Source organism: Brevundimonas sp., assembly GCF_035561115.1.
In the GTDB taxonomy this organism is placed as follows: domain Bacteria; phylum Pseudomonadota; class Alphaproteobacteria; order Caulobacterales; family Caulobacteraceae; genus Brevundimonas.
Genome location: NZ_DATMYH010000059.1, coordinates 1 through 23,580, shown reverse-complemented (window position 1 = coordinate 23,580; position 23,580 = coordinate 1). Strand labels below are relative to the sequence as shown.

The following is a 23,580-nucleotide window of genomic DNA, read 5'->3' as shown; positions in this document are numbered from 1 at the left end:
CCGAGTTTGCGTAAGAGGATGAGACCATGGATCGCCGCCGGTTTCTGATGGGCTCCACGGTCGCGGGCGTCGCGGCCCTGTCGGTCGGCGGATGCGGCGGAGCCGGTCTTGGCCTCCCCGGTCCCACCAGCCGGATCGACCCCGAGATCGACGAGCTGCAGCTGCGTACGTTCAGATGGTTCACCCACGTCACCAACCGCGCGAACGGCCTGACGCCCGATCGTTGGCCGACGGAGTCCTTCTCGTCGGTCGCCGCCGTCGGCTTCGCCCTGACCTGCTGGCCCATCGGAGTCGAGCGCGGCTGGATGAGCCGCGAGGAGGCGCGCGAGCGCACCCTGACCACCATCCGCTTCTTCCACGACGCGCCGCAGGGGCCGCAGGCCACGGGCGTGAGCGGCTACAAGGGCTTCTTCTACCACTTCCTCGACATGGAGACCGGGCACCGGTTCGGCCGCACCGAACTGTCGACCGTGGACACCACGCTTCTGGTCGCGGGCATGCTGTTCGCGGCGCGCTGGTTCGACGGCGACCATGCCGACGAGGCCGAGATCCGTCGGCTGGCCCAGGCCGTCTATGAGCGGGTCGAATGGGACTGGGCGGTGGTCCGCCCCAACCGCATCTCGATGGGCTGGCATCCCGAGACCGGGTTCATCCCGGCGGACTGGCACATCTATAACGAAGGCATGCTGGTGCTGCTGCTCGCCATCGGCAGCCCGACCCATCCGGTCCCGGCCGCCGTCTGGGATGAATGGTGCAGCGTCTACGACTGGAGCTGGACCGACCGCTGGGGTCCCGCCCACCTGGCCTTCCCCCCGCTGTTCGGCCACCAGTACAGCCACATGTTCGTCGACTTCCGCAGCATCTACGATCCGTGGATACGGGCGAAGATCCGCGAGACGGGCGAGGAGTTCGACTACCGGATCAACAGCGTCCGGGCGGTGCAGGCGCAGCGCCGGTACGCCATCGACAATCCGATGGGCTGGGCCGGCTATTCGGCAGACGTCTGGGGCCTGACGGCCTGCGACGGGCCGGGCGATTTCAGACAGGTCATCGACGGGCGCGAGCGCGAGTTCTTCAGCTATTCGGCGCGCGGCCCCGGCGACCGCGACGACGGCACCATCGCCCCGACGGCGGCCATGGCCTCCTATCCCTTCGCCCCGGCCGAGGTGACCGCCTGTCTGAAGGCGATGAAGGCGCGCTACGGCGCCGGCATCTATACCGAGTTCGGTTTCCTGGACTCGTTCAACCCGACGCTGACGCAGCGCGACGGACGGCTGCAGCACGGCCGCATCGTGCCGAACGTGGGCTGGGTCGACGGCGACTATCTGGGCATCGACCAGGGCCCGATCGTCATCCAGATCGAGAACCATCGGTCCGATGCGGTGTGGAAGCGGATGCGGGGCGAGCCCAACATCATCCGCGGCCTGAAGCAGGCCGGTTTCTCCGGCGGCTGGCTGGATCGCGCATGACCGTGGCGGGGCCGGACCGGCGGACAGCGCTCGGCCTTCTGGCCGGGGCGGCCACGGGTCTGGCCGGCTGCGGCGCCAACGACGGGGTCACCCGCCTGCGCTTCTGGGCCATGGGCAACGAGGCGACCAACGTCCCGCAGATCCTGCCCGAGTTCGAACGGCGCAATCCCGGGATCAAGGTCGAGGTCCAGGCCCTGCCGTGGACGGCGGCCCATTCCAAGCTGCTGACCTCCTATGCCGGATCGTCGCTGCCGGACCTCAGCCAGGTGGGCAACACCTGGGTGTCGGAAATGGCGGCGATCGGCGCGATCAGCGCCCTGCCGGCCTTCGCCTCGGACCTGCTGAGCGACCAGTTTCCGGCGGTGCTGGAGACCAACCGCATCGGCGGCCAGGTGGTCGGCGTGCCCTGGTATGTCGACACCCGGCTGATCTACTACCGCGCCGACCTGCTGAAGCAGGCGGGCTTCAACGACGGCGTCCCGCAGACCTGGGAGAGCTGGAAGGCGGCGATGCATGCGGTCAAGCGCGTGGCGGGACCGGGCGCCTATGCGGTCCTGCTGCCGGTCAACGAGTTCGAACAGCTGCTGACCTTCGGCCTGCAGGGGACCGAGGCGCTGCTGCGCGACCGTGACACGCGGGGCAATTTCTCCAGCGCCTCCTTCATCGCCGCCCTGGAGTTCTACAAGAGCCTGTTCGACGAGGGTCTGGCCCCGGTGGCGTCGTCGACGCAGATCTCCAACGTCTGGACCGAGTTCGAGCGCGGATGGTTCAGCTTCTACTTCTCCGGGCCGTGGACCATCGGCGACTTCAGGAACCGGCTGAAGCCGACGACGCGCTGGATGACCTCGGGCGTGCCGGGGCCGACCGGGCCGGGAGCCTCGGCGCCCGGCGGGTCGTCGCTGGTCGTCTATCGCCATTCGCCCCATCAGGAGGCGGCGTGGAAACTGGTGCGCTATCTGGCCGATCCGGCGGTGCAGGCGCGCTTCAACACCATCACCGGCGACCTGCCGGCGCGGCAGAGCGCCTGGGCGACGCCGGCGGTGGCCAACGATCCCTACATCGCCGCCTTCAAGGGCCAGCTGTCGCGGGCGAAGGCCGTACCCAAGGTGCCCGAGTGGGAGCGGATTGTCTCCGAGATGCAGATCGTCGCCGAACGCATGGTGCGCGGCCAGTTCACGCCCCGCGCGGCCGCCGCCGAGATCGACCGCCGCGCCGACCGGCTGCTGGAAAAACGCCGCTGGATGATCGAACAGGGGAGGGCGGTATGAAGCGGACGCGTTTCCCTTCTCCCCTCGGGGGAGAAGGTGGCCCGAAGGGCCGGATGAGGGGGCTGTCGGCCCCATGCTCATCCCGCGCCGGCATGCCTGCTGAACCCCACCCCTCATCCGTCTCGCTTCGCGAGCCACCTTCTCCCGCAAGGGGAGAAGGATCATGACGATGGACGCGACCCTGATCGCGAAGCCGGCCCGCAAGGCCGGCACGCCCCGCTCGCGAGAGCGCGCGGCGTGGGGTTTCGTGGCTCCGGCGCTGATCGCGATCGGCGTCTTCTTCGCCATTCCGGTGTTTTCGGCCCTGCTGCTGAGCCTGACTGATTTCGACATCTACGCCCTGGCCGACATCGGCAACGTCCGCTTCGTCGGCCTGCAGAACTATGAGCGGCTGCTCGGCAATCCGCTGTTCTGGGGGGCGATGCGGAACACCGGCCTGTTCGCCCTCATTGGGGTGCCCGTGTCGATCGCGACCTCACTGGCGGCGGCCGTGATTCTGAACGCCCGGGTCATCAAGTGGCGGCCGATCTGGCGGGTGATGTTCTTCGCCCCCTATGTCACGACCCTGGTCGCCACGGCGGTGCTGTGGAACTATCTGCTGCACACCCGTTACGGCGTCATCAACTGGGCGATCCAGAGCATCGGCCTGCCCGCCGTCGACTGGCTGGGCCAGCCCTCGACCTCGATTCCCGCCATCCTGATGTTCGTCGTCTGGAAGATATTCGGCTACAACATGCTGATCTTCCTCGCGGTTCTTCAGACCGTGCCGGACGATCTGTATGAGGCCGCGCGCATCGACGGGGCGGGTCCCTGGAAGCAGTTCCGGCACGTCACCCTGCCGGCCATCGCCCCGACCCTGCTGCTGGTGTCGATCATCTCGGTGGCCGGCTTCTTCCAGCTGTTCGCCGAGCCTTATGTGATGACGCAAGGGGGGCCGGCCCAGTCGACCGTGACGGTGCTCTACTTCATGTACGAAGAGGGCTTCAAATGGTGGAACCTGGGTTCCGCCAGCGCCGTGGCCTTCATCCTGTTCCTCTGCATCCTGGCGGTGACGCTGGTGCAGCTGGCGGTCGCGAAGCGGATGGGGGCGTACGAATGAAGCCGCGCGCCGTCCTGCTGAACCTCGCCGTCGGGCTGATCGGCCTGATCGTCCTGTTTCCCCTGCTGTGGATGCTGTCGGTCAGCTTCATGACCACGGGCGAGGCCGCGACCTTCCCGCCGCCGCTGCTGCCGAAGACGTGGACGCTGGACCACTACCGCGACCTGTTCGTGACCCAGGGCATGGGCCGCTATCTGTGGAACAGCTTCGCCCTGGCCTCGCTGGCCACCGGCCTGGCCCTGCTGTTCACCGTGCCGGCCGGCTACGCCTTCGCCAAACTGGCCTTCAAGGGGCGGGACAGGGTGTTCCAGATTCTGGTCGCCGCCCTGGTCGTGCCGGCCCAGATCGGCACCCTGCCGCTGTTCCTGATGCTGAAGGGGATGGGACTGGTGAACACCTACGCCGGGGCGCTGGTGCCGTGGCTGGCCTCGATCTTCGGCCTGTTCCTGGTGCGGCAATATTCGCTGAGCATCCCCGACGAGATGCTGGAGGCCGCCCGCATCGACGGCGCCTCCGAGGGGCAGATCTTCCGCCGCATCGTCCTGCCGACGCTGCAGCCGATCATCGTGACCCTGGCCCTGTTCGTCTTCCTGGGCAGCTGGAACGACTTCCTGTGGCCGCTGATCATTCTGACGGACCAGTCCAACTACACTCTGCCCGTGGCGCTGGCGGCACTGTCGCGCGAGCATGTGCAGGACATCGAGCTGATGATGGCCGGCGCGGTCATCACCGTGGCGCCGGTGCTGATCCTCTTCCTCGCCCTGCAGCGCTACTACATCCGCGGCATGCTGGCGGGCAGCGTGAAGGGATGAGGATTCTCGCCGCTCTCGCGGGCGCGTTCGCCCTGATGGCGACCGTCGCCCAGGCCCAGACCCCGCGCGCGCTTGATCCGTTCGAGACCCTGACCGCGTGGTCCGCCGACGCCTCCACCGACGTGTCATCGACGATCACCAGCGTGCCCGGCCACGACGGCAAGGCGATGCGGCTGGACTATGATTTCAACGGCCGGTCCGGCTACGCCTTCGCCGCCCGCGCCATCGATCTGGACGTCCCCGACAACTATGAGATCAGCTTCTGGCTGCGCGGCGAGATGGCGCCCAATACGCTGGAGATAAAGTTCGTCGACGGCTCGGGCGACAACGTCCACTGGCGCCAGATCCGGGGCTTCAGGGCCAACGCCGGATGGACGCGCTACACCATCAAGGGCCGCCAGATCATCTGGGCCTGGGGGCCCAACCCCGACCGCACCTTCCGCGGCGCCGAGCGGATCGAATTCGTCGTTACGGCGGGCGAGGGCGGCAGGGGCTGGATCGAGATCGACCAGCTGGAGCTGCGCGAACTGCCGCCCGAACCCTCGGCGCCGCCGCGCCCCTTGGCCGACGCCAGCAGCGAGGACGGGCTGAACGTCGCCGCCCGCGCGGTGGACGATGATCCAGGAACCGCCTGGCGCACGGGCGGGGCAGGGGAGCAAACCCTGACCCTGGACCTCGGCTATGAGCGCGAGTTCGGCGGCGTCACCCTGCGCTGGGCCGAGGGTCTGGCGGCGTCGCGATACCGGCTGATGGCGTCGTCGGACCGCCGGGACTGGCGCGAGCTGGCGGCGGTGAGTGACGGAAACGGCGGCGTCGACTGGCTGCGTACGCCCGAGGCCTCGGCCCGCTGGCTGCGGCTGGACCTGCTGGCCCCGACCGGCGACGGCCCGGCCAATGCGACCCAGGCCGGGGCCGGCCAGATGCTGAACGCCCGCCGCGCCGACGCCTACGCCCTGAACGCGTTCGAGATCGAGCCCCTGTCGTTCGGCGAGACGGCCACGACCTTCATGCGCGCCGTGGCGGACGAGAGCCGGCGCGGCCTGTATCCCCGCGGTTTCGTCGGCGAACAATCCTACTGGACGCTGCTGGGCGTGAACGGCGGCGGCGAGAGCGCGCTTGTCGGCGAGGACGGGGCCATCGAGCTGCGCCGCGGCGGGCCGTCGATCGAGCCTTTCCTGCTGGACAACGGGCGTCTCGTGAGCTGGGCCGACGCGAGGATCACCCAGTTTTCGCACCCTGCTGGCGTGCCCATACCGACCGTGAACTGGGACACCGGTACGGTGGAGCTCAGCCAGACGGCGGTCGCCGCCGGAACGCCGGAACAGGCGCAGGTCTGGGTCCAGTACACCGTCCGCAACCTGGCCAACCGCCCGCGCCGCCTGACCCTGGCCCTGATGGCGCGGCCCTTCCAGGTCAACGGGCCGGTGCAGTTCCTGACCACGCCGGGCGGGGTGGGGCCCATTGAGCAGATCGACTGGACCGGCGGCGAGCTGGTGCTGAACGACGCCATCCGCATCCGGCCGCTGGTGACGCCCGATGCGGTCGCCGTATCGACCTTCTACGCCGGCGCCGATCCCCAGAGTCTGCTGGCCGCCGCCGGTCGCCGGCTGGCCGCGGGAGAGCGGCATGTGGAGTCCGACAGGACCGGCCTCATGGCCGGCGGCCTGCTCTACGACATGGAGCTGCGCAGCTTCGAGACCCGGACCTTTGTCGTGATGGTCCCGCTTTCGGGCGGCGCGCCGGAAATCCCCGCCGGAACCCCCGAAGAGGTGTTCGAGGCCGTGAACGATCAGGTCGCGCAGGACTGGTATGACAAGCTGCACCGGTTCGACGTCACCCTGCCCCGCGAGGCGCAGGAGATCGGGAATGTGATGCGTTCCTCCCTCGCCCATATGCTGATGTCGCGGCAGGGACCGATCCTGCAGCCGGGCACGCGCAGCTATAACCGCAGCTGGATCCGCGACGGCGCCATGATGGCCGAGGGCTTGAACCGGCTGGGGCATCAGGACGTGTCGGCGGAATATCTGCGCTGGTTCGCGCCGCTGGTGTTCGACAACGGCAAGGTCCCCTGCTGCGCCGACAGCCGGGGCGCCGATCCGGTGCCCGAGAACGACAGCCACGGCGAGTTCGTCTTCCTGGCCGCCGAGACGTATCGCTACACCCATGACGAGGCCCTGCTGCGCGAGGTCTGGCCGCAGGTGCAGGCGGCCATCGGATACATGGACGGCCTGCGCGCCTCGACCCGGACGGCGGAATTCCAGGCGGCGGACAAGCAGCACCTGTTCGGCCTGTTGCCGCCCACGATCAGCCATGAGGGCTATTCGGACAAGATCGCGTATTCCTACTGGGACGACTTCTGGGGCCTGCGCGGCTACCGCGACGCCGTCTTCATCGCCGAGACCCTGGGCGACGCGGCCGCCGCCGCACGGTTCCGCGCGTCCGAGGCCGAGTTCAAGGCCGACATCATGGCCTCCATCGAGGCGGCGGCGCGGGTGCACGGCATCGACTGGATCGCGGGCGCCGCGGACCGGGGCGATTTCGACGCCACCTCGACCACCATCGCCCTGTCGCCCGGCGGCCTGCAGGACGAGCTGCCGCCCGCGCTGCTGAAGGGCACGTTCGACAAATGGTGGGACAATTTCACCGCCCGGCAGGAGAACCGCCAGCCGTGGAAGGACTACACCCCCTATGAGCTGCGCAACGTCGGCGCCCTGGTCCGGCTGGGCCGCCGCGACGACGCGCTGCGGGCGCTCGACTTCTACTTCTCGGACATGCGGCCCCGCGCCTGGGGCGGATGGGCCGAGGTGGTGGGCCGCGACGCGCGCGAGCCGCGCTTCATCGGCGACATGCCTCACGCATGGATCAGCTCGGACTACATCCGCTCGGCCATGGACCTGCTGGTCTACGAGCGGGACCGCGACCAGGCGCTGGTGCTGGCGGCGGGCATACCGACGGCCTGGCTCGAGGGTTATGTCATGGGCAACCGCGCGGGCGGACCCGATGGCGTGGGCGTTGAGAACGTCGGCACGGCGTGGGGTCCGCTGACCTACTCATTCCTCCGCGAGGCCGGGGGCGCGCGGCCGTATGTGCTCACCATCGCGCCGGGCGCCAATCCGCCGGGCGGCTTCGTCGTCCAGTGGCCGGCCAGAGAGACTCCGCCGGCGCGGGTGACCATCGACGGGCGGGCGGCGGCGTGGGCCGGCAATGAACTGGCCATCCCCGCCGGAGCGCGACGGGTCGAGATGCGCTGACTCGTCAGTCGCCGTAGTTGTCGTACCTTTGCCCCTGGGCCAGATTGCCGAACTTGGTGGTATTGGCGTCGAAGCTCAGCTTGATGATGCCGATCGGGCCGTGGCGCTGCTTGCCGATGACGACCTCGGCCTGGTGCTCCAGGCGGTCCATGTCCTCCTGCCACTGCAGGTGTTCGGGCGAGCCCTCGCGCGGTTCGGCGCGGCCCAGGTAGTAGCTCTCGCGATAGACGAACATGACGCAGTCGGCGTCCTGCTCGATCGAGCCGGATTCCCGCAGGTCGGACAGCTGGGGCCGCTTGTCCTCGCGCTGCTCGACCTGACGCGACAGCTGCGACAGGGCCAGGATCGGCACGCTCAGCTCCTTGGCCAGGGCCTTCAGGGCGCCGGTGATTTCCGACACCTCCTGCACCCGGTTCTTCTGGTTGTTGCTCTCGCCCGTGGTGATCAGCTGAAGATAGTCGACGATGATCAGGTCCAGCCCGTGCTCCTGCCGCTTCAGGCGGCGCGCGCGCGCGGCCAGCTTGGAGATCGACAGGCCGCCGGTGGCGTCGATGAACAGCGGGCTTTCGCCGATTTCGATGGCCGCCTCGCGGATGCGGCCGAAGTCGGCGGCGTCGATCTCGCCCTTGCGCAGCTTGTCCGACGACACGCCCGATGCGTCGGCCAGGATCCGCATCGCCAGCTGTTCGGCGCTCATTTCCAGGCTGTAGAAGGCCACGACGCCGCCGCTGACGGTCTTGCGGCCCTCCGGCGTCGGCTCCCAGCGGTAGTTGCGGGCCACGTTGAAGGCGATGTTGGTCGCCAGCGCCGTCTTGCCCATCGACGGACGGCCGGCCAGGACCAGAAGGTCGGAGGGGTGCAGGCCGCCCAGCTTGGCGTCCAGATCGTCCAGATGGGTGGCCAGACCGGCCAGCTTGCCGTCGCGCTGATAGGCCTCGGCCGCCATCTGCACGGCGCCGGACAGGGCGCTGGAGAAGCTGACGAAGCCCGACGAAGGCTTGCCCGTTTCGGCCAGGGTGTAGAGCCGCTGCTCCGCCTGTTCGATCTGGTCGATGGCGGCGGTTTCGGGCTGGGGCGCCTCGCGGACGATCTCGCCGCCGATGCGGATCAGGTCGCGGCGCAGGGCCAGGTCGTAGACGACGCGGGCGTAGTCGGGGGCGTTGGCCGCCGGCGGGGCGCGGTCGACCAGGTCGGCGAGATAGCGCAGGCCGCCGAACTCCTGGAAGGCGGGGTCCTGTTTGAACCGCTCCATCAGTATGGTCGGCTCGGCCAGCATGCCCTGACGGATATGATCCTCGATCGCCTCGTACAGGCGCTGGTGGAAGGGCTCATGGAAATGGCCGCCGCGCAGCCGGTCGCTGAGCCGTTCGAACACCGCATTGTCGAACATCAGCGAGCCCAGCAGGGCCTGCTCCGCCTCGAGGTTGTGCGGCATGGACGGGATGGACCCCGAGTCGGAAGGACCCGGGAAGGCGAGCGGTGCGAAGGCGTTCATGGGGCTCATGTCTTACCCATGCGCGCGGGCTACGACACGTTTGGACGTAGCCTTCGACGGGGACAGATTCGAGCCGCTGTGGACGACGGCGAATTCCGTAACCGGATCAGTTAACGGCTCAGGCGCCGCACGGATATCGCGAGGCCATCCAACTGCGGATGCCGTCGGTGACGGTCATGCGCTGGCGGCGGGGCTGGGGGATGCCGTTCAGGAAGTCCAGCATCTGGCGCACGTTCAGATTGATCTGCGCGGGGGGACAGGCCGGCGGAGTCCGCCCTGCGGTGCGTGCCGTCTCGATCTCGCTCCCGACCGTACGAAACGCCCGTTCGGCCTCGCCCTTCAGGCGATGCGCGTCGGGGCGCAGCATGGCCGTTGGATTGAGCGGAATCCGGTTCGCGCGTGTGACGAAGGCGTCCAGCGTCATGCCCGACTGGGCCGCCGCCGAACCGGCCGCCATGACCAGGGCGAGGCCGGCGATCAGGATGATGCGTGTCATGTCTTCCCCTCCGCGAGACACGCAGAATGATCGGGAATTCGTGGCGAAACAACGGTCGCCGGCGCGGACGGCGAAACCGCCCGCGCCGCCGGGGTCACCAGTTGAGGCCGATGCGGGCGTAGACGAAGCGCCCGTTGAAGCCGAACGGCGAATAGAAGGGGAAGCCCAGCACCCCGTTGGCGTTCAGGGCGGCGGGCACGGCGTCGGGATATTCGTCGAAGGCGTTGTCGACGCCCAGCGCCACCGTGACCCGCTCATTGGGCTGGAACCGGCCTTCGAAGTCGAAGACCGTCTTCTCGCCGGTGGCGTAGTCCGTAGCCGCGGTCGAGCCAGGCTGCAGCACGTCGCCATAGTAGGTGGCCCGCGCCGTCAGGCCCCATTTCCCGTAGCTCCAGTCGGCGTTGCCCGAGACCTTGGTATCCGGCGTGCCCTGCTGGATGGTCTCGATCCGGCTGCGCGCGAACAGCGGCGGCACGGGGTTGAGCACCGACGACGAGGTCGGGATCCGGGTGACCTCGACGTCGTTGAAATTGGCCGCCACGGTGAAGTTGAAATCCCCGTAGGCTTCCGTGCCCAGACGATAGCGGCCGACCACGTCGATGCCCTTCGTGGTGGTGTCGACGCCGTTCAGGAAGAAGCGCGCCGCCTGGATGCCGAGCGGATCCAGCAGCGACGCGACCTGGGGGCTGAAGCTGCGATTGATGTTCTCGGACAGGACGATCTGGTCCTCGATATCGATCTGGTAGGCGTCGACCGTCAGGTCGAAATCGCCCAGCCGGATGACGGCGCCGAGGGTGTAGTTGGTCGAGGTCTCGGCATCCAGCGGCTGGGCGCCCAGCACGACGGCGACGGGGCTGGTGGCCGGGAAGGTGCCGGTCTCGACCACCGCGCCGTTCTGGATCACCGAGGCGGTCGAGGTGAAGTACGACTGCTGCAGCGATGGCGCCCGGAAGCCGGTCGAGACCGAACCGCGCAGGGCGAAGGCCGGGGTGAAGTCGTAGCGGGCCGAAACCTTGCCCGTGGTCGAGTTTCCGAAGTCGGAATAGTCCTCGAACCTGACCGCGCCCGCGACGGTGAACTGTTCGGTCACCGGCGCCTCGACGTCCAGATAGACCCCGACGGCGGTGCGGTCCTCGTCCACCTCGTTGGACGGCTGGAAGCCCACGAAGCCCTGGGCGCCCCCGGCGAGGGCCGTGTTCCCGCCCAGAGGCCCGCGATTCCAGGATTCCGGCTGACCCGCCTGAATCTCATAGGTCTCGCGGCGGGCCTCCAGTCCGGCGGCGACGTTGACGGGGGCGTACAGGCCGATCTCGTACTGACGGCTGAAATCGACGCCCAGGACCAGCTGGTCATAGATCAGGGAGCCGGAATCGAAACTGGTCGGGGAGGCCGCGCCATAGGTCGCGTTCAGGGATTCCTCGGTGCGGAAATCCAGGGCGTTGCGGCCGTACACCAGGTTGACGTCGGCCTGCCATCCGCCCAGGTCGCCGCGCACGCCGCCGGCCAGGGACAGGTCCCGGGAATTGATGGCGATCTTCGGCAGGAAGCCGTTGGAATAAATGGCGGCGACGTTGTTCGTGTTGTTGGCCAGACGCGGGAAGGCCGCGCTTTCGCTGTCGCGGTCCTGGTAGCCCGCCCAGCCATAGGCCTCCCAGCCATGGCCGAGCGGCAGGCCGGCATTGGCGAAGACCGTCCACTGCTCGACCTCCGGATCGCCGAAGCGGGCGGTGACGGCGTTGGGGGTGACGCGTGGATCGACGTCGGCGCGGTTGGTCGGATCGCGCTGCAGATATTCGGCGCTGAGGGTCAGGAAGCCGTCCGCCCCCAGACCGAAACCCTGCCAGCCCGAAGCGGTCAGCGTGGTTCCGTCTTCCACGTCGCGGCCTCCCGCCCGCGCCGTGTCGACGGTGGTGTAGTACTGGCCGGCTGTGAAGGTGGCGCCGCCGCCGCTGGAGGCCTCGCGCAGGCGCAGGTTGACGACCCCGGCGATGGCGTCCGAGCCGTACTGGGCCGAGGCCCCGTCGCGCAGCACCTCGATGCGGTCCAGCGCTCCGGTCGGGATGGTGTTCAGATCCACGGCGGCCGAGCCGCGTCCGACCGAGCCGTTGACGTTGACCAGCGCCGAGGCGTGGCGGCGCGTTCCATTGACCAGCACCAGCGTCTGGTCGGGCGACAGGCCCCTCAGGGTGGCCGGGCGGATGGAGTCCGTCCCGTCGACCACGGAGGGCCGCTGGAAGGTCAGCGAAGGGACGGCCTGGGCCAGGGCGGCCGCGAGCTCGGTCGTGCCGCGGTTCTGGAGGTCTTCGGAGGTCACGACATCGACCGGCGACAGCGTGTCCAGCCGCGAGCGGTTGGGCGTACGGGTGCCGGTGACGACGACCTCGTCGATGACGCTGACGTCGTCGCGGGGCGTGGGTTGCGGCGCTGTCTGGGCCGAGGCGGCGCCGGCGAGCAGGGCGGAGGCCGAGACGGCCGCGGAGAGGGCGAGGCGGAAGGAGGTTCGGGTCATGTCTGGTTCTCGATGAGACGCAGGTTTCCGCACGGCGTCGCGCACGGCGATCACCGGTGTCGGATCTTGCGATTGTGGAGTTTCAGGTCCGGCGCGGGGGCCGGGGGACGATCAGCCGGTTACAGCGGACGTCGACATCGCATCGGACCGGTGCAACGCGCGCGCAGGCCGGCGGCGAGGGCGGTCAGGGGGCAGGGCGTGCGGTCACGCATGGTCGTCTCCCGCTCTTGTCGGGAACCGCTTCGGTGACAGATGAAGGGAGTCCGGGCTCCGCCCGTCCTCTCATCTGCCGCGACCCGGGGAGGGGTCCCGAAGGAGTTGGCACCTTACGGAAATCCGCAGGTTGCCCCGGCGTCAAAGGGCCTATCCCTCAGCCGGTCTCGATGAGCAGTGTCGATATTGCGATGCGGCATAAACGGATCAAGTCCGTGTCGGAAAAAAGTTCGGCGGCGCAGGGTCGCCCCTGCGCCGCCGTGACTTTCTGGCATCAGTCGGTGGTTCAGGCTTCCGAACCGAGACCGTCCTGCTGGCCGGCGCCGCCGGCGACCATGTCCTTGGCCTGTTCGAGGGCCAGTTCGCGGTCCTCGTCATAGGCGGCCTTGATCACGTCCTCGCCCTTCGCCTGACGTTCGGCTTCGTCGGCCGAGCGGGCGATGTTGATCTTCACCGTGGCCGAGACTTCCGCGTGCAGACGCACGGTGATCTCGTGAACGCCCAGCGTCTTGATCGGGGTGTTGAGCACGATCTGGCTGCGCTCGACCTTGCCGCCTTCGGCCGTGACGGCCTCGACGATGTCGCGCGCGGCGACCGAACCATACAGCTGACCCGTCTCGCCGGCTTGCCGGATCATGACATAGGTCTGGCCGTCGATCTTGGAGCCGATCGAGCCGGCGTCGGCCTTGTTCTTCTCGTTGCGGGCCTCGATGGCGGCGCGGTCGAGTTCGAACGCCTTCAGGTTCGCCGACGTGGCCCGACGGGCCTTGTCGCGCGGCAGAAGGAAGTTACGGGCGAAGCCGTCCTTGACGGACACGACGTCGCCGATGGCGCCGAGATTCTCGACGCGTTCAAGCAGAACGACCTTCATCTTACTTCACCACATAGGGCAGGAGGGCCAGATAGCGGGCGCGCTTGATGGCCTTGGCCAGTTCGCGTTGCTTGATCTGGGAAACGGCCGTGATGCGCGAAGGCACGATCTTGCCGCGTTCGCTGATGTAGCGTTGCAGCAGTTTCACGTCCTTGTAGTCGATCTTCGGCGCATTGGGGCCGGAGAACGGGCACACCTTGCGGCGGCGGTAGAAGGGGCGGCGGGCCGGGCCGGAGCCGGCCGGCGCACCCGGCGATGGGGCAGTCGTATCGGTCATGTTCCGGTTCCTTTAGAAGGTTGCTTCGGCGGCGGCGTCGTCACGCGGCGTACGCTCGCGTTCACGTTCGCGCTCGCGCTCGCGGCGGGCCAGCAGGGGCGACAGCTCCAGGTCGAGTTCCTCGACGCGGACGGTCAGCCAGCGCAGCACGTCCTCGTTGATCGACAGCTGACGTTCCACCTCGGCCATGGCGGCAGGCGGGCAGTCGACGGCGAGCAGCGAATAGTGCGCCTTGCGGTTCTTCTTGACCCGATAGGTCAGGTTGCGCAGACCCCAGTACTCGATCTTGGCGACGGTGCCGCCGCCGGCTTCGATCAAGCCCTTGATGGTGTCGTTCAGCGCTTCGGCCTGTTGCGCGCTGATATCCTGGCGCGACATGACCGTGTGCTCGTAAAGAGCCATGCGGTAGTCTCCCTTGTAGGGCGTCGGCGCGAGGGGACCGGGTAAGTCCTCTCCCACGATGGATCCTGGCGCGGCGGCCGGGATGACTTCCCGAACCCTTTGGAGCTCCGCAGCCGGGACCGAAGCCCTGGAAAGGCGGCGCGTATAGGGGAAAAGGGCCGGGTGAGCAAGGCTCGCGTTGGCCAGGGCGCCGGGGGCGGGCGGCCCTATCCCTGGGGACGGACGACCATGCAGGTGACCCGGCGCTCGGCGAGGGCCGCGCAGGCGCCCTGGGCGGCCTGTTCGGTCATGCCGGTGAAGCGCGAGCGGTACCAGCCCTCGGCGTTCTGGACCGTCCGTTCGGCGGCCGTGAACTGGGTCCGGAAGCGGCGGTTGACCTCGGTCAGCCAGTCCCGGGCCACCGCCTCGTCGCGGAAGGCGCCGACCTGCACCGACCAGGCTCCCGCAGGCGTTCGCGCCGGCGGGCGGGCGGCTGCACGGGCGGGCGGCGGCGCGGCGCGGGCGGGCGTGGAACCCGAGGCTCCGTTCAGGGAAGCCGTCAGATCGGCAGGCCCGGCCTCGGCCCGGAGCAGGGTGGCGACGGAGCGTTCCGAAGGCGCGGGCGTCACCCGGGCCGGCGTCGGCGGGGTCGCGGGCAAGGAGACATAGGCGACGCCGCCCGGGGCCGACGCGCTGGATCCCACGCCCGCCTCGGCATCCTCGCTGTCGGCGACCGAGGCGTATTCCACCGGTCCGGAATTCTCCTGGCCGATGCCGAAGCCGCGGGACTCGAAGAAGGTCTGGGCGATCTGGATGGTCTCCCCGCGGGCGCGGGCGCGTTCGACGTCGAAGCCGGTGTCCATCAGGGCGGCCACATGGGCGTTGCGGCTGGCGGTCGAGCGGCCGCCCAGCACGATGGTGATCAGCCGCCTGCCGTCGCGCACGGACGAGGCCGCGAGGTTGTAGCCCGAGGCGTTGGTGTAGCCGGTCTTCATGCCGTCATAGCCATTGCCGCCGCGCAGCAGGCCGTTGGTGTTGCGGTATTCGCGGCCGTTGTAGGCCCAGTCGTGCAGGCCGAAATAGCGGTAGTACTGCGGATAGTCCCGCATCACGGCGCGGGCCAGGACGGCCAGGTCGCGGGCCGAGGTGATCTGCCGGCTGTCCGGCAGGCCGTTGGCGTTGACGTACTGGGTCTGGGTCATGCCCAGCTCGCGGGCCTTCTGCGTCATCCGGGCGGCGAACCGGCTCTCGGAGCCGCCGATATGTTCGGCGATGGCGACGGCCATGTCATTGGCGCTGCGTACGGCGGTGGCGCGCATGGCATTGTCGAGGCTGATCGTCTCGCCGGCGCCGAGGCCCAGTTTGGACGGCGGCTGGCTGGCGGCGTGGGAGGAAACGGTCAGGACGTCGTCCAGCTTGACCTTGCCCTCGCTCAGGGCCTCGAAGGTCAGATACAGCGTCATCACCTTGGTGATGGAGGCGGGAAAGCGGCGGCTGTCGGCATACCGGGAAAACAGCACCTCGCCGGACTCCGCGTCCACGACGATGGCGGCGTAACGGGCGTTGTCCGAGGACTGGGCGACCAGCGGGGCGGTCGTCGGCGTCAGGGCCAGGGCGGCCACCAGCACCAGCGACAGCCATCCACGGCGGATCAGGGCGGAGATCGACAAAGGCAGGCCTCACAAAGACTTTAGCGCGACGGCGGCCCCACCACGCGACGCTGACGAAAGGCTAACATGCGTCATCGGGGTTTCGTGAGGGTAAACAAGCCGTCAACGGATTTGTGAAGCGGCTTCGCGCGTCAGGCGGTTTCGGGCTCGTGTGAACTTATTGTGCAGTGCACAAAATCCCTTGACCTGACTTCGCACTTGCACCATATGAGCGTCGTCGCGGTGGAATCGCCTGCCGCGGGAAAAATCATAAAAGCGGCCCAGCCGCGACTGGTTCAGGAGAGATACCATGGCCGACAGCGCCGAAACCGTGAAGAAGACCGTCGAAACCGCCGCCAACACCGTCAAGGCTTCGGCCGAGAAGGCCCAGGCCACGTTCCAGGCCAATGCCGAACAGGCGCAAGCCGCCGGCGCCAAGGCCTTCCGTGAAGTCGCCGACAAGTCGGCCGCCGGCCTCAGCGAGCTGAACGCCCAGGGCAAGCAGAACCTGGAAGCCCTGGTCGCCTCGGCCGCCGCCGCCCAGAAGGGCGTCGAGACCCTGTCGGCCCAAACCGCCGCCTTCACCAAGAAGTCCTGGGAAGACGGCGTCGCCGCCGCCCAGTCGATGTCGCAGGCCCGTTCGATCCAGGAACTGCTCGAGCTGCAGACGACCTGGGCCAAGTCGGCGAGCGAAGCCTGGCTGGCCGAAGTCACCAAGGCCACGGACATCGTGACCGCCTCGGTCAAGGACAGCTTCAAGCCGATCAACGAGCGCGTCACCGCCTCGGTCGAAAAGTTCCAGGCCGCCCGCTAAGCGCCTGAACGACAGTAAGCGTAAGCGAAAGGCCCCGGCGTTTCCGCCGGGGCCTTTTTGCTGTCCGCTATTCCGCCGCGGCGTGGTCGATGCTGAACGCGCGGGACAGACGCCAGACACCGTCGTCCAGCTTCCACAGCACCGAGAACCGGGCCCGGCCGACCAGTTTCTCCGGCCCGTCACCCTGACGCTCATAGAAGACGTGGCTGCCTTCCTCGACGGCGCCGATACCGGGGATGGCGTAGACCCGCATCGATCCCGCCACCAACTCGCGCCGTGACCGGAAGGCGTCGGGGGTCTTCCGGGCTTCGCAGCCACGCCGATAGTCCTCCACGAAGGCGGCGCGGGTGGCTATCAGACCGGCCTGGTCGTGATAGAATTCCAGATCGTCGGTGACCAGGTCAGCCAGCGCGGCCGGATCGCACTGGTCGAACATCACCGAGAACAGGGCCGTGTCGCGTGCGGCGATCGTCTCGTCCAGCAGGGGCTGGTCCGGAATGACGGTGGCCGGCGTCTGGAGGATGGCGAGAGCGGCCAGCAGGGCGGGAAGGGTCATGGGTCTTTCGGTTCCGGCGTCGCGCGGACGGTCAGGACGAGCCTGTGCCCCGGAAGACCCCAAGTCCCGTGAATCTTTGGCCATCCGCCCCCGTCACGCAAGCTGTGACTGGACGCCTCTACAAATCAGCCCATCATTCCCCATCTACTCGATCCACTCCCCAAACTGGACCACGAATGCCGCCGTCACGCAGGCCAGGTGAACAGAACGATGGAGGCCTCGGCGCCGCCACCGTCACCGAGACCAAGCCGAAACTTCAGAAGCCCTCGCTGTACCGGGTTCTGATCCTGAACGACGACTACACGCCGATGGAATTCGTCGTCTATGTGCTGGAGCGGTTCTTTCAGAAGGACCGCGAGGCCGCGACTCGCATCATGCTGCATGTGCATCAGCATGGAGTCGGGGTCTGCGGCGTCTTCACCTACGAGGTGGCCGAAACCAAGGTCGCACAGGTGATCGAGACCGCCCGCCGCCACCAGCACCCCCTGCAATGCACGATGGAAAAAGACTGAGAGGATCTGTCCATGCCCTCGTTTTCTCGTCCTCTCGAAGAGACCCTGCACCGCGCGGTGCACTACGCCAACGAGCGCCGGCATGAGTACGCCACGCTCGAGCACCTGCTGCTGGCCCTCATAGACGACCCCGACGCGGCCAATGTGATGACCGCCTGCAACGTCGACCTTGTGAACCTCAAGGCCGCCCTGACCCTGTATGTCGACACCGACCTGGCGGCGCTCGCCACCAGCGACGGCGAGGACGCCAAGCCCACGGCCGGCTTCCAGCGCGTGATCCAGCGCGCCGTGATCCATGTCCAGAGCTCGGGCCGCGAGGAGGTCACGGGCGCCAATGTGCTGGTCGCCATCTTCAGCGAGCGCGAAAGCCACGCCGCCTACTTCCTGCAGGAGCAGGACATGACCCGCTATGACGCGGTCAACTACATCGCCCACGGCATCGCCAAGAAGGCCGGCGGCTCCGGCGAGACGCGTCCGGCCAAGACCGGAGCGTCCCCCGAGGACGCCGACGACGCGGCCGCCGCCAAGACCGGTGGAGAGGCGCTGGAGGCCTATTGCGTCGACCTCAACGAGAAGTCGCGCAATGGCAAGATCGACCCCCTGATCGGCCGTCACGCCGAGGTCGAGCGGGCGATCCAGATCCTGTGCCGCCGGACCAAGAACAACCCCCTTCTGGTTGGCGACCCCGGCGTCGGCAAGACCGCCATCGCCGAGGGCCTGGCCCGCAAGATCGTCAACCACGAAGTCCCGGAGGTGCTGGAAGGCGCCACCATCTACAGCCTCGACATGGGGGCGCTGCTGGCCGGCACCCGCTATCGCGGCGACTTCGAGGAACGGCTGAAACAGGTCGTCAAGGAGCTGGAGACGCACGACAACGCCATCCTGTTCATCGACGAGATCCATACGGTGATCGGCGCCGGCGCCACCTCGGGCGGGGCCATGGACGCCTCCAACCTGCTGAAGCCGGCCCTGGCCTCGGGCTCGCTGCGCTGCATGGGCTCCACCACCTACAAGGAGTACCGCCAGCATTTCGAGAAGGACCGGGCCCTGGCCCGCCGCTTCCAGAAGATCGACGTCAACGAGCCGACGGTCGAGGACACGATCAAGATCCTCAAGGGTCTCAAGACCTCCTACGAAGGCCACCACAAGGTCCGCTACACCGATGCGGCCCTGCGCACGGCGGTCGAGCTGTCGGCCCGCTACATGACCGACCGCAAACTGCCGGACAAGGCGATCGACGTCATCGACGAGGCGGGCGCCAGCCAGATGCTGCTGCCCGAGTCGAAGCGCAAGAAGGTCATCGGCCAGAAGGAGGTCGAGGTCGTCATCGCCCGCATGGCCCGCATCCCGGCCAAGTCGGTCTCCAAGTCCGACACCGAGGGCCTGCGCCAGCTCGAAACCGACCTGAACCGCGTCGTCTTCGGCCAGCAATCGGCGATCGAACAGGTCTCGGCGGCCATGAAACTGGCCCGCGCCGGCCTGCGCGACCCGCAGAAGCCGATCGGCGCCTTCCTGTTCAGCGGCCCGACCGGCGTCGGCAAGACCGAGGTGGCCAAACAGTTGGCCTCGACCCTGGGCATCGAGATGCTGCGTTTCGACATGTCGGAATACATGGAGCGGCACACCGTCAGCCGTCTGATCGGCGCGCCTCCGGGCTATGTCGGCCATGACCAGGGCGGCCTGCTGACCGACGCCGTCGACCAGCATCCGCACGCCGTGGTCCTGCTCGACGAGATCGAGAAGGCCCACCCCGACGTCTACAACATCCTGCTGCAGGTGATGGACAACGGCATGCTGACCGACGCGGTCGGCAAGAAGGTCGATTTCAGGAACACCATCCTGATCATGACCACCAACGCCGGTGCGGCCGACAACGCCCGCGCCTCCATCGGCTTCGGCCGGGGCAAGGTCGAGGGCGAGGACGAAAAGGCCATTCAGCGCCTGTTCGCGCCGGAGTTCCGCAACCGCCTGGACGCCATCGTCGCCTTCAAGGCGCTGGACGCCGGGACGATCAAGTCGGTGGTGACCAAATTCATCATCCAGCTGGAGGCCCAGCTGGCGGACCGGAACATCACCATCGAACTGACCGACGAGGCGGCCGACTGGCTGGCCAAGAACGGCTTCGACGAACTGTATGGCGCGCGGCCCCTGGCCCGGGTCATCCAGGAGCACATCAAGAAGCCGCTGGCCGACGACATCCTGTTCGGACGCCTGACCCGCGGCGGCCATGTGAAGGTGACCCTGACCGACGGCAAGATCGCCTTCGACATCGCCGGCCCCAACGCCGCCCAGGTCAAGGCGGTCGAGGCCCAGGCCGCGGACTGACACGCAGAAGGCCCGGGCGGCGACGCCCGGGCCTTCTGTCCGTCTGAAGCCGAAGTGGCCTAGCGGCGGCGGCCGACGCCGCCCAGCAGGATGGCCAGGCCGGCGACGATGCCGGTGGTCAGCAGCGGCTTGCGGCGGGCGAAGTCCAGACCCTTGCGGGCGCTCTCATGGTACTGGGCGGGCGCCTTCTCGACCAGGCCGTCCAGCCCGTCGATGACGCGGCCGTAGGCGTCCCTGGCCTTGCCCTTGACCTCGTTGAACCGGCCCTCGAACTGAAGCTTGCTGTCGCCGGTCAGCCGGCCCAGGCCGGCCTGGGCCTGGGCCGGTTGCGGCGTCGGCGGCGCCATCGATGCGTTGGTCGGTCATGATGCGGAATCCTTGGCTGGGAACTGGGCGGGGAGGCCTGCTGCGGTAGTGCATGTCGGGGCCGCAGGTTCCTGCCGCAAGGCCAATCTTTCGGATCGGACGGATGCGTCAGGCGGCCTGGCGCTCGGACTGGCGCGGGACCTGGACCCGCTCGGCGGGCAGGTCGATCACGAAGGTCGAACCAAGGCCCGGCGTGCTCATGGCGCGGACGGTCCCGCCCATGGCTTCGACCAGCCCGCGGGCCAGGGTCAGGCCGACGCCGGCTCCTTCCTTGGACCGGGTGGACGAGTCGTCCGCCTGGACGAATTTGCCGAACAGGTCGGGCAGCCGCTCCGGCGCGATGCCGACGCCGGTGTCGATGATGCGAAACTCGAGTCCCTTGCCGGTCGCACGGGACTCAAGCCGTATCGCGCCGCGAGACGTGTGCCGGATGGCGTTGTCCAGCAGATGGTTCAACGCCTGCCGGACGTAGCCGCCATCCAGCCGCCAGACCCCGTTGACGGCGCTGTCGACGACCGTTTCCAGCGCCAGACCGGCCGCGTCGGCGGCGGGCCGATGTTCGGCCGCGATCGCTTCGATGAGAACCCCGACATCGACGCCCGCAGGCTGGGAGACCAGTTCTCCCTTTTCCAGCCGGGCCACGGTCAGGATGCGTTCGATCAGTTCCAGCAGGCTTTCGCCGGACTGCTGCAGCACGCCGAGCTGGCTGCGTTGTTTGGCGTCGAGGTTCCCCATGGCCAGGACCTGGGCCATGCCCAGGACGCCGTTCAGGGGCGTGCGCAACTCGTGGCTCATGACCGCCAGGAAGCGGCTCTTGGCGCCGTTGGCGGCTTCGGCCCGGTCGCGCGCATCGGTCAGGGCCTCCTCGTTTTCTTCCAGCCGTCGGACGATGCGGCTGATGCGGAAAAACAGGGCGACGGCGACGGCGGCCAGCAGAAGGATGACGGCCCCGATGACCGGAGCCGCGCCGAGGAGCACCGACCGGCCGGGGTCTGCAGGCGTCCACAGGACCTGGGTCAGGGGCGCGCCGTCCGGGCCTTCCAGGACGATGCCGCCGCGGTCGTCGCGGGGCGCGTCGGCGTCCGCGAGCGCCGGGGCCTGAAGCGCCAGATCCTTTTCCAGCGAGGCCAGCAGCACGGAAATCGGCTTGGCGGAAACGATGATCGGGTCGGTGGACAGGCGGGGCGTGGACATGTCTTCGGGCACCACCGTGCCCAGGCCGACCAGATAGATGTCCGCGCCGGCGCGGACGATGGCCGTGCGGTTGACCGAGGCCTCGAAGGCCGCCCGGGGCCGGTCGCGTTTGGCGTCCGACTCGCGCCGCACCTGGGCCACCAGCGGCGTGACCGCATCGACAAACGCCTGTTCGCTGGCCAGCGCGACGGGTTCGCTGTCCCGTGAGGCCAGGATCAGGTCGCCGCGCCGGTCGTAGACCAGGGTCACGGCGTGACCCATGAAGTCGGCGTAGTAATCGCCGAAATTGATCTGCAGCCATTCCAGATCCGGCTCGCCCGCCAGGGTGATGACGGAGTCGTTCCAGATGGCCGAGGAGTTGATGTTCTCGGTCAGGTCCTCAAGCATGCGCGCGACCCGGACCTCGGCCAGCTGCTGCTCGCGGGCGGTCTGCACCCTGTCGACGCTGGCGGCGGCGTAGGCCATCAGGCCAACGGCGCCGGCGATCACGATGGCGAGCGCCGCAAGCGTGATCGTGACGATCCGCCTGAGGTCCTTGCGCTCTGTGGTTGTGACCTTCCCCGACATGATGCGAGGCTGCGCCGCGGACCAATAAAGTCCGGTGTCGGAAGGTAGTTACCCTCTCCTTTACCGTATCTGGACCCGGATGCTTAAGGCGCATCTCCCATATTGGGCTCCAAAAGGGGGAGCTCTTCCAATGCGTTATATCATTCCGGCGACTCTGTTCGCCGCCCTGACCCTGTCCGGCGCGCCGGCGCTGGCGCAGTCGGCGGACAGGGGCTGGACCGTCGAGGCGATGGCGGGCGTGGTGTCCGACTATCGCTGGCGCGGCGCGTCCCTGTCGGGCGGCGACCCTGCGTTGCAGGCGGGGGCGACCGTCAGCCATGCGAGCGGCTTCTATGGCGACGTCTATGTTTCCTCGATCGAGGAATACGGCGTCGGGGCGGACGGCGACGGGGCGGAGGTCGAGGTGACCCTGACCGGGGGCTGGGCCGGGGCGCTGGCGGGCTTCGACGTCGATGCGGGGGTCGCGGCCTATCAGTATCCCGGCGGCTCGGAGGTGGCCTATGTCGAGATACCGGTGCAGGCCGGGCGTACCGTCGGCCCATGGACCTGGACCCTGGGCGCCGCCTTCGCCCCGGCGCAGTCGGCGCTTGGGGATGAGGACAACCGTTATGTCTGGGCCGGGGCGGCCCTGGCGCCGGAGGCCTGGCCGGTGGCGCTGGAGGCCACGGTGGGCCGGGAGGAGGGCGCCTGGGCGCCCGACGGCAAGACGGACTGGTCGCTGGGCGCGCGGGCGCCGCTGGGGCCGGTCGAGATCAGCCTCGCCTGGGTCGACAGCGACGTCGACGAGGGCGCGGCGGTCGCGGGGCTGTTCGTCAGCTTCTGATATTTTACCCGGGCGATATTGACGGGGCGATATCATCCGGGTAAATAGTGTCGGCGTTGAAAAAACACAGTCCGAAGAGTCCGAAGAGTCCGCTCCGTCCGCTCCATGAAGAGTGCAATCGATCCACCGCGTCTCCGGTCCGGGCCTGTCCCGGACGGCAGGATAGGACGCCCCTACGTCAGAACCGGACGTACCGCGTCCGGCCCGGAGTCCCGCCATGTCCGCTTCGATAGACCTGCCCGTCGCCGTCTTCTCGTCCCATCGTCTGATCGCCCGCGGGCCGCTGGGGGAGGTGCTGGCGGAGGTCCGGGCGGCGGTCGCCGACGACGCGGCGCCGCTGGTCGTCGATCTGGCGACCGGCCGGGTCGTGGATCTGGATCTGCGCGGGACCCTGGACGAGGCGAAGGCCCGGCTGACCCCGGCGCCGGAGGCGGAGAAGCGCGGGCCGGGCCGGCCGAAGCTGGGCGTCACGGCGCGCGAGGTGACCCTGCTGCCCCGCCACTGGGACTGGCTGTCCGCCCAGCCCGGCGGCGCCTCGGTGGCCCTGCGCAAACTGGTCGAGGGGGCTTTGCGCGAGGCGGAGGGGCCGGACCGGGCGCGCAAGGCGAAGGACGCGACCTACCGCTTCATGAC

Annotated in this window: 20 protein-coding genes and 1 riboswitch; of the genes, 10 read left to right on the top strand and 10 right to left on the bottom strand. The window is 68.4% G+C overall.

The annotated features are described in order from the left end of the window. Positions 1–26: 26 nt before the first annotated feature. The 5 genes from VN378_RS07410 to VN378_RS07390 all read left to right on the top strand — a co-directional run bounded on the left by VN378_RS07410 (position 27) and on the right by VN378_RS07390 (position 7,899). A complete protein-coding gene (locus tag VN378_RS07410) occupies positions 27–1,469 on the top strand; it encodes a glucoamylase family protein (RefSeq protein ID WP_325742441.1) in 1,443 nt (480 codons plus the stop codon). Continuing rightward, positions 1,466–2,737 carry an extracellular solute-binding protein gene (locus VN378_RS07405; protein ID WP_325742439.1) on the top strand — a complete coding sequence of 424 codons (1,272 nt, stop codon included), beginning with the start codon at positions 1,466–1,468 and terminating at the stop codon, positions 2,735–2,737. Before VN378_RS07410 ends, VN378_RS07405 begins: the two co-directional genes overlap by 4 nt. Positions 2,738–2,900: 163 nt before the next feature. Continuing rightward, positions 2,901–3,836 carry a sugar ABC transporter permease gene (locus VN378_RS07400; RefSeq protein ID WP_325742437.1) on the top strand — a complete coding sequence of 312 codons (936 nt, stop codon included), beginning with the start codon at positions 2,901–2,903 and terminating at the stop codon, positions 3,834–3,836. After that, complete coding sequence (locus VN378_RS07395) at positions 3,833–4,648, top strand: carbohydrate ABC transporter permease (RefSeq protein ID WP_325742435.1); 816 nt, start codon at positions 3,833–3,835, stop codon at positions 4,646–4,648. Before VN378_RS07400 ends, VN378_RS07395 begins: the two co-directional genes overlap by 4 nt. Then, complete coding sequence (locus VN378_RS07390) at positions 4,645–7,899, top strand: discoidin domain-containing protein (RefSeq protein ID WP_325742433.1); 3,255 nt, start codon at positions 4,645–4,647, stop codon at positions 7,897–7,899. Before VN378_RS07395 ends, VN378_RS07390 begins: the two co-directional genes overlap by 4 nt. A gap of 4 nt (positions 7,900–7,903) precedes the next feature. Here the strand turns inward: VN378_RS07390 and VN378_RS07385 are convergent, their stop codons facing one another. The 7 genes from VN378_RS07385 to VN378_RS07355 form a co-directional block, all read right to left on the bottom strand. Then, positions 7,904–9,394, bottom strand: a complete 1,491-nt coding sequence (locus tag VN378_RS07385) for a replicative DNA helicase (RefSeq protein WP_325742431.1) — start codon at positions 9,392–9,394, stop codon at positions 7,904–7,906. 118 nt (positions 9,395–9,512) lie between these two features. Beyond that, positions 9,513–9,890, bottom strand: coding sequence for a hypothetical protein (locus VN378_RS07380; RefSeq protein ID WP_325742429.1), 378 nt, complete (start codon positions 9,888–9,890; stop codon positions 9,513–9,515). 94 nt (positions 9,891–9,984) lie between these two features. After that, a complete protein-coding gene (locus tag VN378_RS07375) occupies positions 9,985–12,399 on the bottom strand; it encodes a TonB-dependent receptor (RefSeq protein ID WP_325742427.1) in 2,415 nt (804 codons plus the stop codon). Positions 12,400–12,678: 279 nt separating this feature from the next. Beyond that, positions 12,679–12,789: riboswitch (SAM riboswitch) on the bottom strand. A gap of 109 nt (positions 12,790–12,898) precedes the next feature. Continuing rightward, positions 12,899–13,483 (bottom strand): 50S ribosomal protein L9, encoded by a 585-nt coding sequence (rplI, locus tag VN378_RS07370; protein WP_325742425.1) that lies wholly within the window; start codon positions 13,481–13,483, stop codon positions 12,899–12,901. Between the two features lies 1 nt (position 13,484). After that, positions 13,485–13,760: a 30S ribosomal protein S18 gene (gene rpsR, locus VN378_RS07365; protein ID WP_325742423.1), complete on the bottom strand. Its 276-nt coding sequence runs from the start codon at positions 13,758–13,760 to the stop codon at positions 13,485–13,487. 12 nt (positions 13,761–13,772) lie between these two features. Next, the gene (rpsF, locus tag VN378_RS07360) at positions 13,773–14,162 is read right to left on the bottom strand and encodes a 30S ribosomal protein S6 (protein WP_056615127.1); all 390 of its coding nucleotides are present in this window, start codon (positions 14,160–14,162) and stop codon (positions 13,773–13,775) included. A gap of 206 nt (positions 14,163–14,368) precedes the next feature. Further along, positions 14,369–15,811, bottom strand: coding sequence for a serine hydrolase (locus VN378_RS07355; RefSeq protein WP_325742420.1), 1,443 nt, complete (start codon positions 15,809–15,811; stop codon positions 14,369–14,371). Between the two features lie 289 nt (positions 15,812–16,100). On the opposite strand from VN378_RS07355, the gene VN378_RS07350 reads away from it, so the two are divergent. Continuing rightward, on the top strand, positions 16,101–16,604 hold the full coding sequence (locus VN378_RS07350; protein ID WP_325742418.1) for a TIGR01841 family phasin: 504 nt from the start codon (positions 16,101–16,103) through the stop codon (positions 16,602–16,604). 67 nt (positions 16,605–16,671) lie between these two features. Here the strand turns inward: VN378_RS07350 and VN378_RS07345 are convergent, their stop codons facing one another. Then, positions 16,672–17,160, bottom strand: a complete 489-nt coding sequence (locus VN378_RS07345; RefSeq protein WP_325742416.1) for a nuclear transport factor 2 family protein — start codon at positions 17,158–17,160, stop codon at positions 16,672–16,674. A 176-nt stretch (positions 17,161–17,336) separates the two neighbouring features. Here VN378_RS07345 and clpS point away from each other — a divergent pair, with 176 nt between their 5' ends. Both clpS and clpA read left to right on the top strand, forming a co-directional pair. Then, positions 17,337–17,672, top strand: a complete 336-nt coding sequence (gene clpS / locus VN378_RS07340) for an ATP-dependent Clp protease adapter ClpS (protein ID WP_055832546.1) — start codon at positions 17,337–17,339, stop codon at positions 17,670–17,672. A 12-nt stretch (positions 17,673–17,684) separates the two neighbouring features. Next, positions 17,685–19,997: an ATP-dependent Clp protease ATP-binding subunit ClpA gene (clpA, locus tag VN378_RS07335; RefSeq protein ID WP_325742413.1), complete on the top strand. Its 2,313-nt coding sequence runs from the start codon at positions 17,685–17,687 to the stop codon at positions 19,995–19,997. A gap of 59 nt (positions 19,998–20,056) precedes the next feature. Here the strand turns inward: clpA and VN378_RS07330 are convergent, their stop codons facing one another. Further along, positions 20,057–20,344: a CsbD family protein gene (locus VN378_RS07330; protein ID WP_325742411.1), complete on the bottom strand. Its 288-nt coding sequence runs from the start codon at positions 20,342–20,344 to the stop codon at positions 20,057–20,059. Positions 20,345–20,471: 127 nt separating this feature from the next. Further along, positions 20,472–22,124 (bottom strand): sensor histidine kinase, encoded by a 1,653-nt coding sequence (locus tag VN378_RS07325; RefSeq protein WP_325742409.1) that lies wholly within the window; start codon positions 22,122–22,124, stop codon positions 20,472–20,474. Positions 22,125–22,254: 130 nt separating this feature from the next. Between VN378_RS07325 and VN378_RS07320 the strand changes: the two genes are divergently transcribed. Beyond that, on the top strand, positions 22,255–22,947 hold the full coding sequence (locus tag VN378_RS07320; RefSeq protein WP_325742407.1) for a TorF family putative porin: 693 nt from the start codon (positions 22,255–22,257) through the stop codon (positions 22,945–22,947). 217 nt (positions 22,948–23,164) lie between these two features. Next, positions 23,165–23,580, top strand: a 416-nt coding sequence (locus tag VN378_RS07315; RefSeq protein WP_325742405.1) for a DUF2239 family protein, incomplete at its 3' end; no start/stop codon positions are given.

Coding starts and splice junctions, on each gene's coding strand:
- rpsR (WP_325742423.1), bottom strand. CDS start 13,760: ATGACCGATACGACTGCCCCATCGCCGGGTGCGCCGGCCGGCTCCGGC.
- VN378_RS07350 (WP_325742418.1), top strand. CDS start 16,101: ATGGCCGACAGCGCCGAAACCGTGAAGAAGACCGTCGAAACCGCCGCC.
- clpS (WP_055832546.1), top strand. CDS start 17,337: ATGCCGCCGTCACGCAGGCCAGGTGAACAGAACGATGGAGGCCTCGGC.
- VN378_RS07345 (WP_325742416.1), bottom strand. CDS start 17,160: ATGACCCTTCCCGCCCTGCTGGCCGCTCTCGCCATCCTCCAGACGCCG.
- rplI (WP_325742425.1), bottom strand. CDS start 13,483: ATGAAGGTCGTTCTGCTTGAACGCGTCGAGAATCTCGGCGCCATCGGC.
- VN378_RS07330 (WP_325742411.1), bottom strand. CDS start 20,344: ATGGCGCCGCCGACGCCGCAACCGGCCCAGGCCCAGGCCGGCCTGGGC.
- clpA (WP_325742413.1), top strand. CDS start 17,685: ATGCCCTCGTTTTCTCGTCCTCTCGAAGAGACCCTGCACCGCGCGGTG.
- VN378_RS07405 (WP_325742439.1), top strand. CDS start 1,466: ATGACCGTGGCGGGGCCGGACCGGCGGACAGCGCTCGGCCTTCTGGCC.
- VN378_RS07390 (WP_325742433.1), top strand. CDS start 4,645: ATGAGGATTCTCGCCGCTCTCGCGGGCGCGTTCGCCCTGATGGCGACC.
- VN378_RS07380 (WP_325742429.1), bottom strand. CDS start 9,890: ATGACACGCATCATCCTGATCGCCGGCCTCGCCCTGGTCATGGCGGCC.
- VN378_RS07400 (WP_325742437.1), top strand. CDS start 2,901: ATGACGATGGACGCGACCCTGATCGCGAAGCCGGCCCGCAAGGCCGGC.
- VN378_RS07375 (WP_325742427.1), bottom strand. CDS start 12,399: ATGACCCGAACCTCCTTCCGCCTCGCCCTCTCCGCGGCCGTCTCGGCC.
- VN378_RS07385 (WP_325742431.1), bottom strand. CDS start 9,394: ATGAACGCCTTCGCACCGCTCGCCTTCCCGGGTCCTTCCGACTCGGGG.
- rpsF (WP_056615127.1), bottom strand. CDS start 14,162: ATGGCTCTTTACGAGCACACGGTCATGTCGCGCCAGGATATCAGCGCG.
- VN378_RS07320 (WP_325742407.1), top strand. CDS start 22,255: ATGCGTTATATCATTCCGGCGACTCTGTTCGCCGCCCTGACCCTGTCC.
- VN378_RS07410 (WP_325742441.1), top strand. CDS start 27: ATGGATCGCCGCCGGTTTCTGATGGGCTCCACGGTCGCGGGCGTCGCG.
- VN378_RS07325 (WP_325742409.1), bottom strand. CDS start 22,124: ATGTCGGGGAAGGTCACAACCACAGAGCGCAAGGACCTCAGGCGGATC.
- VN378_RS07395 (WP_325742435.1), top strand. CDS start 3,833: ATGAAGCCGCGCGCCGTCCTGCTGAACCTCGCCGTCGGGCTGATCGGC.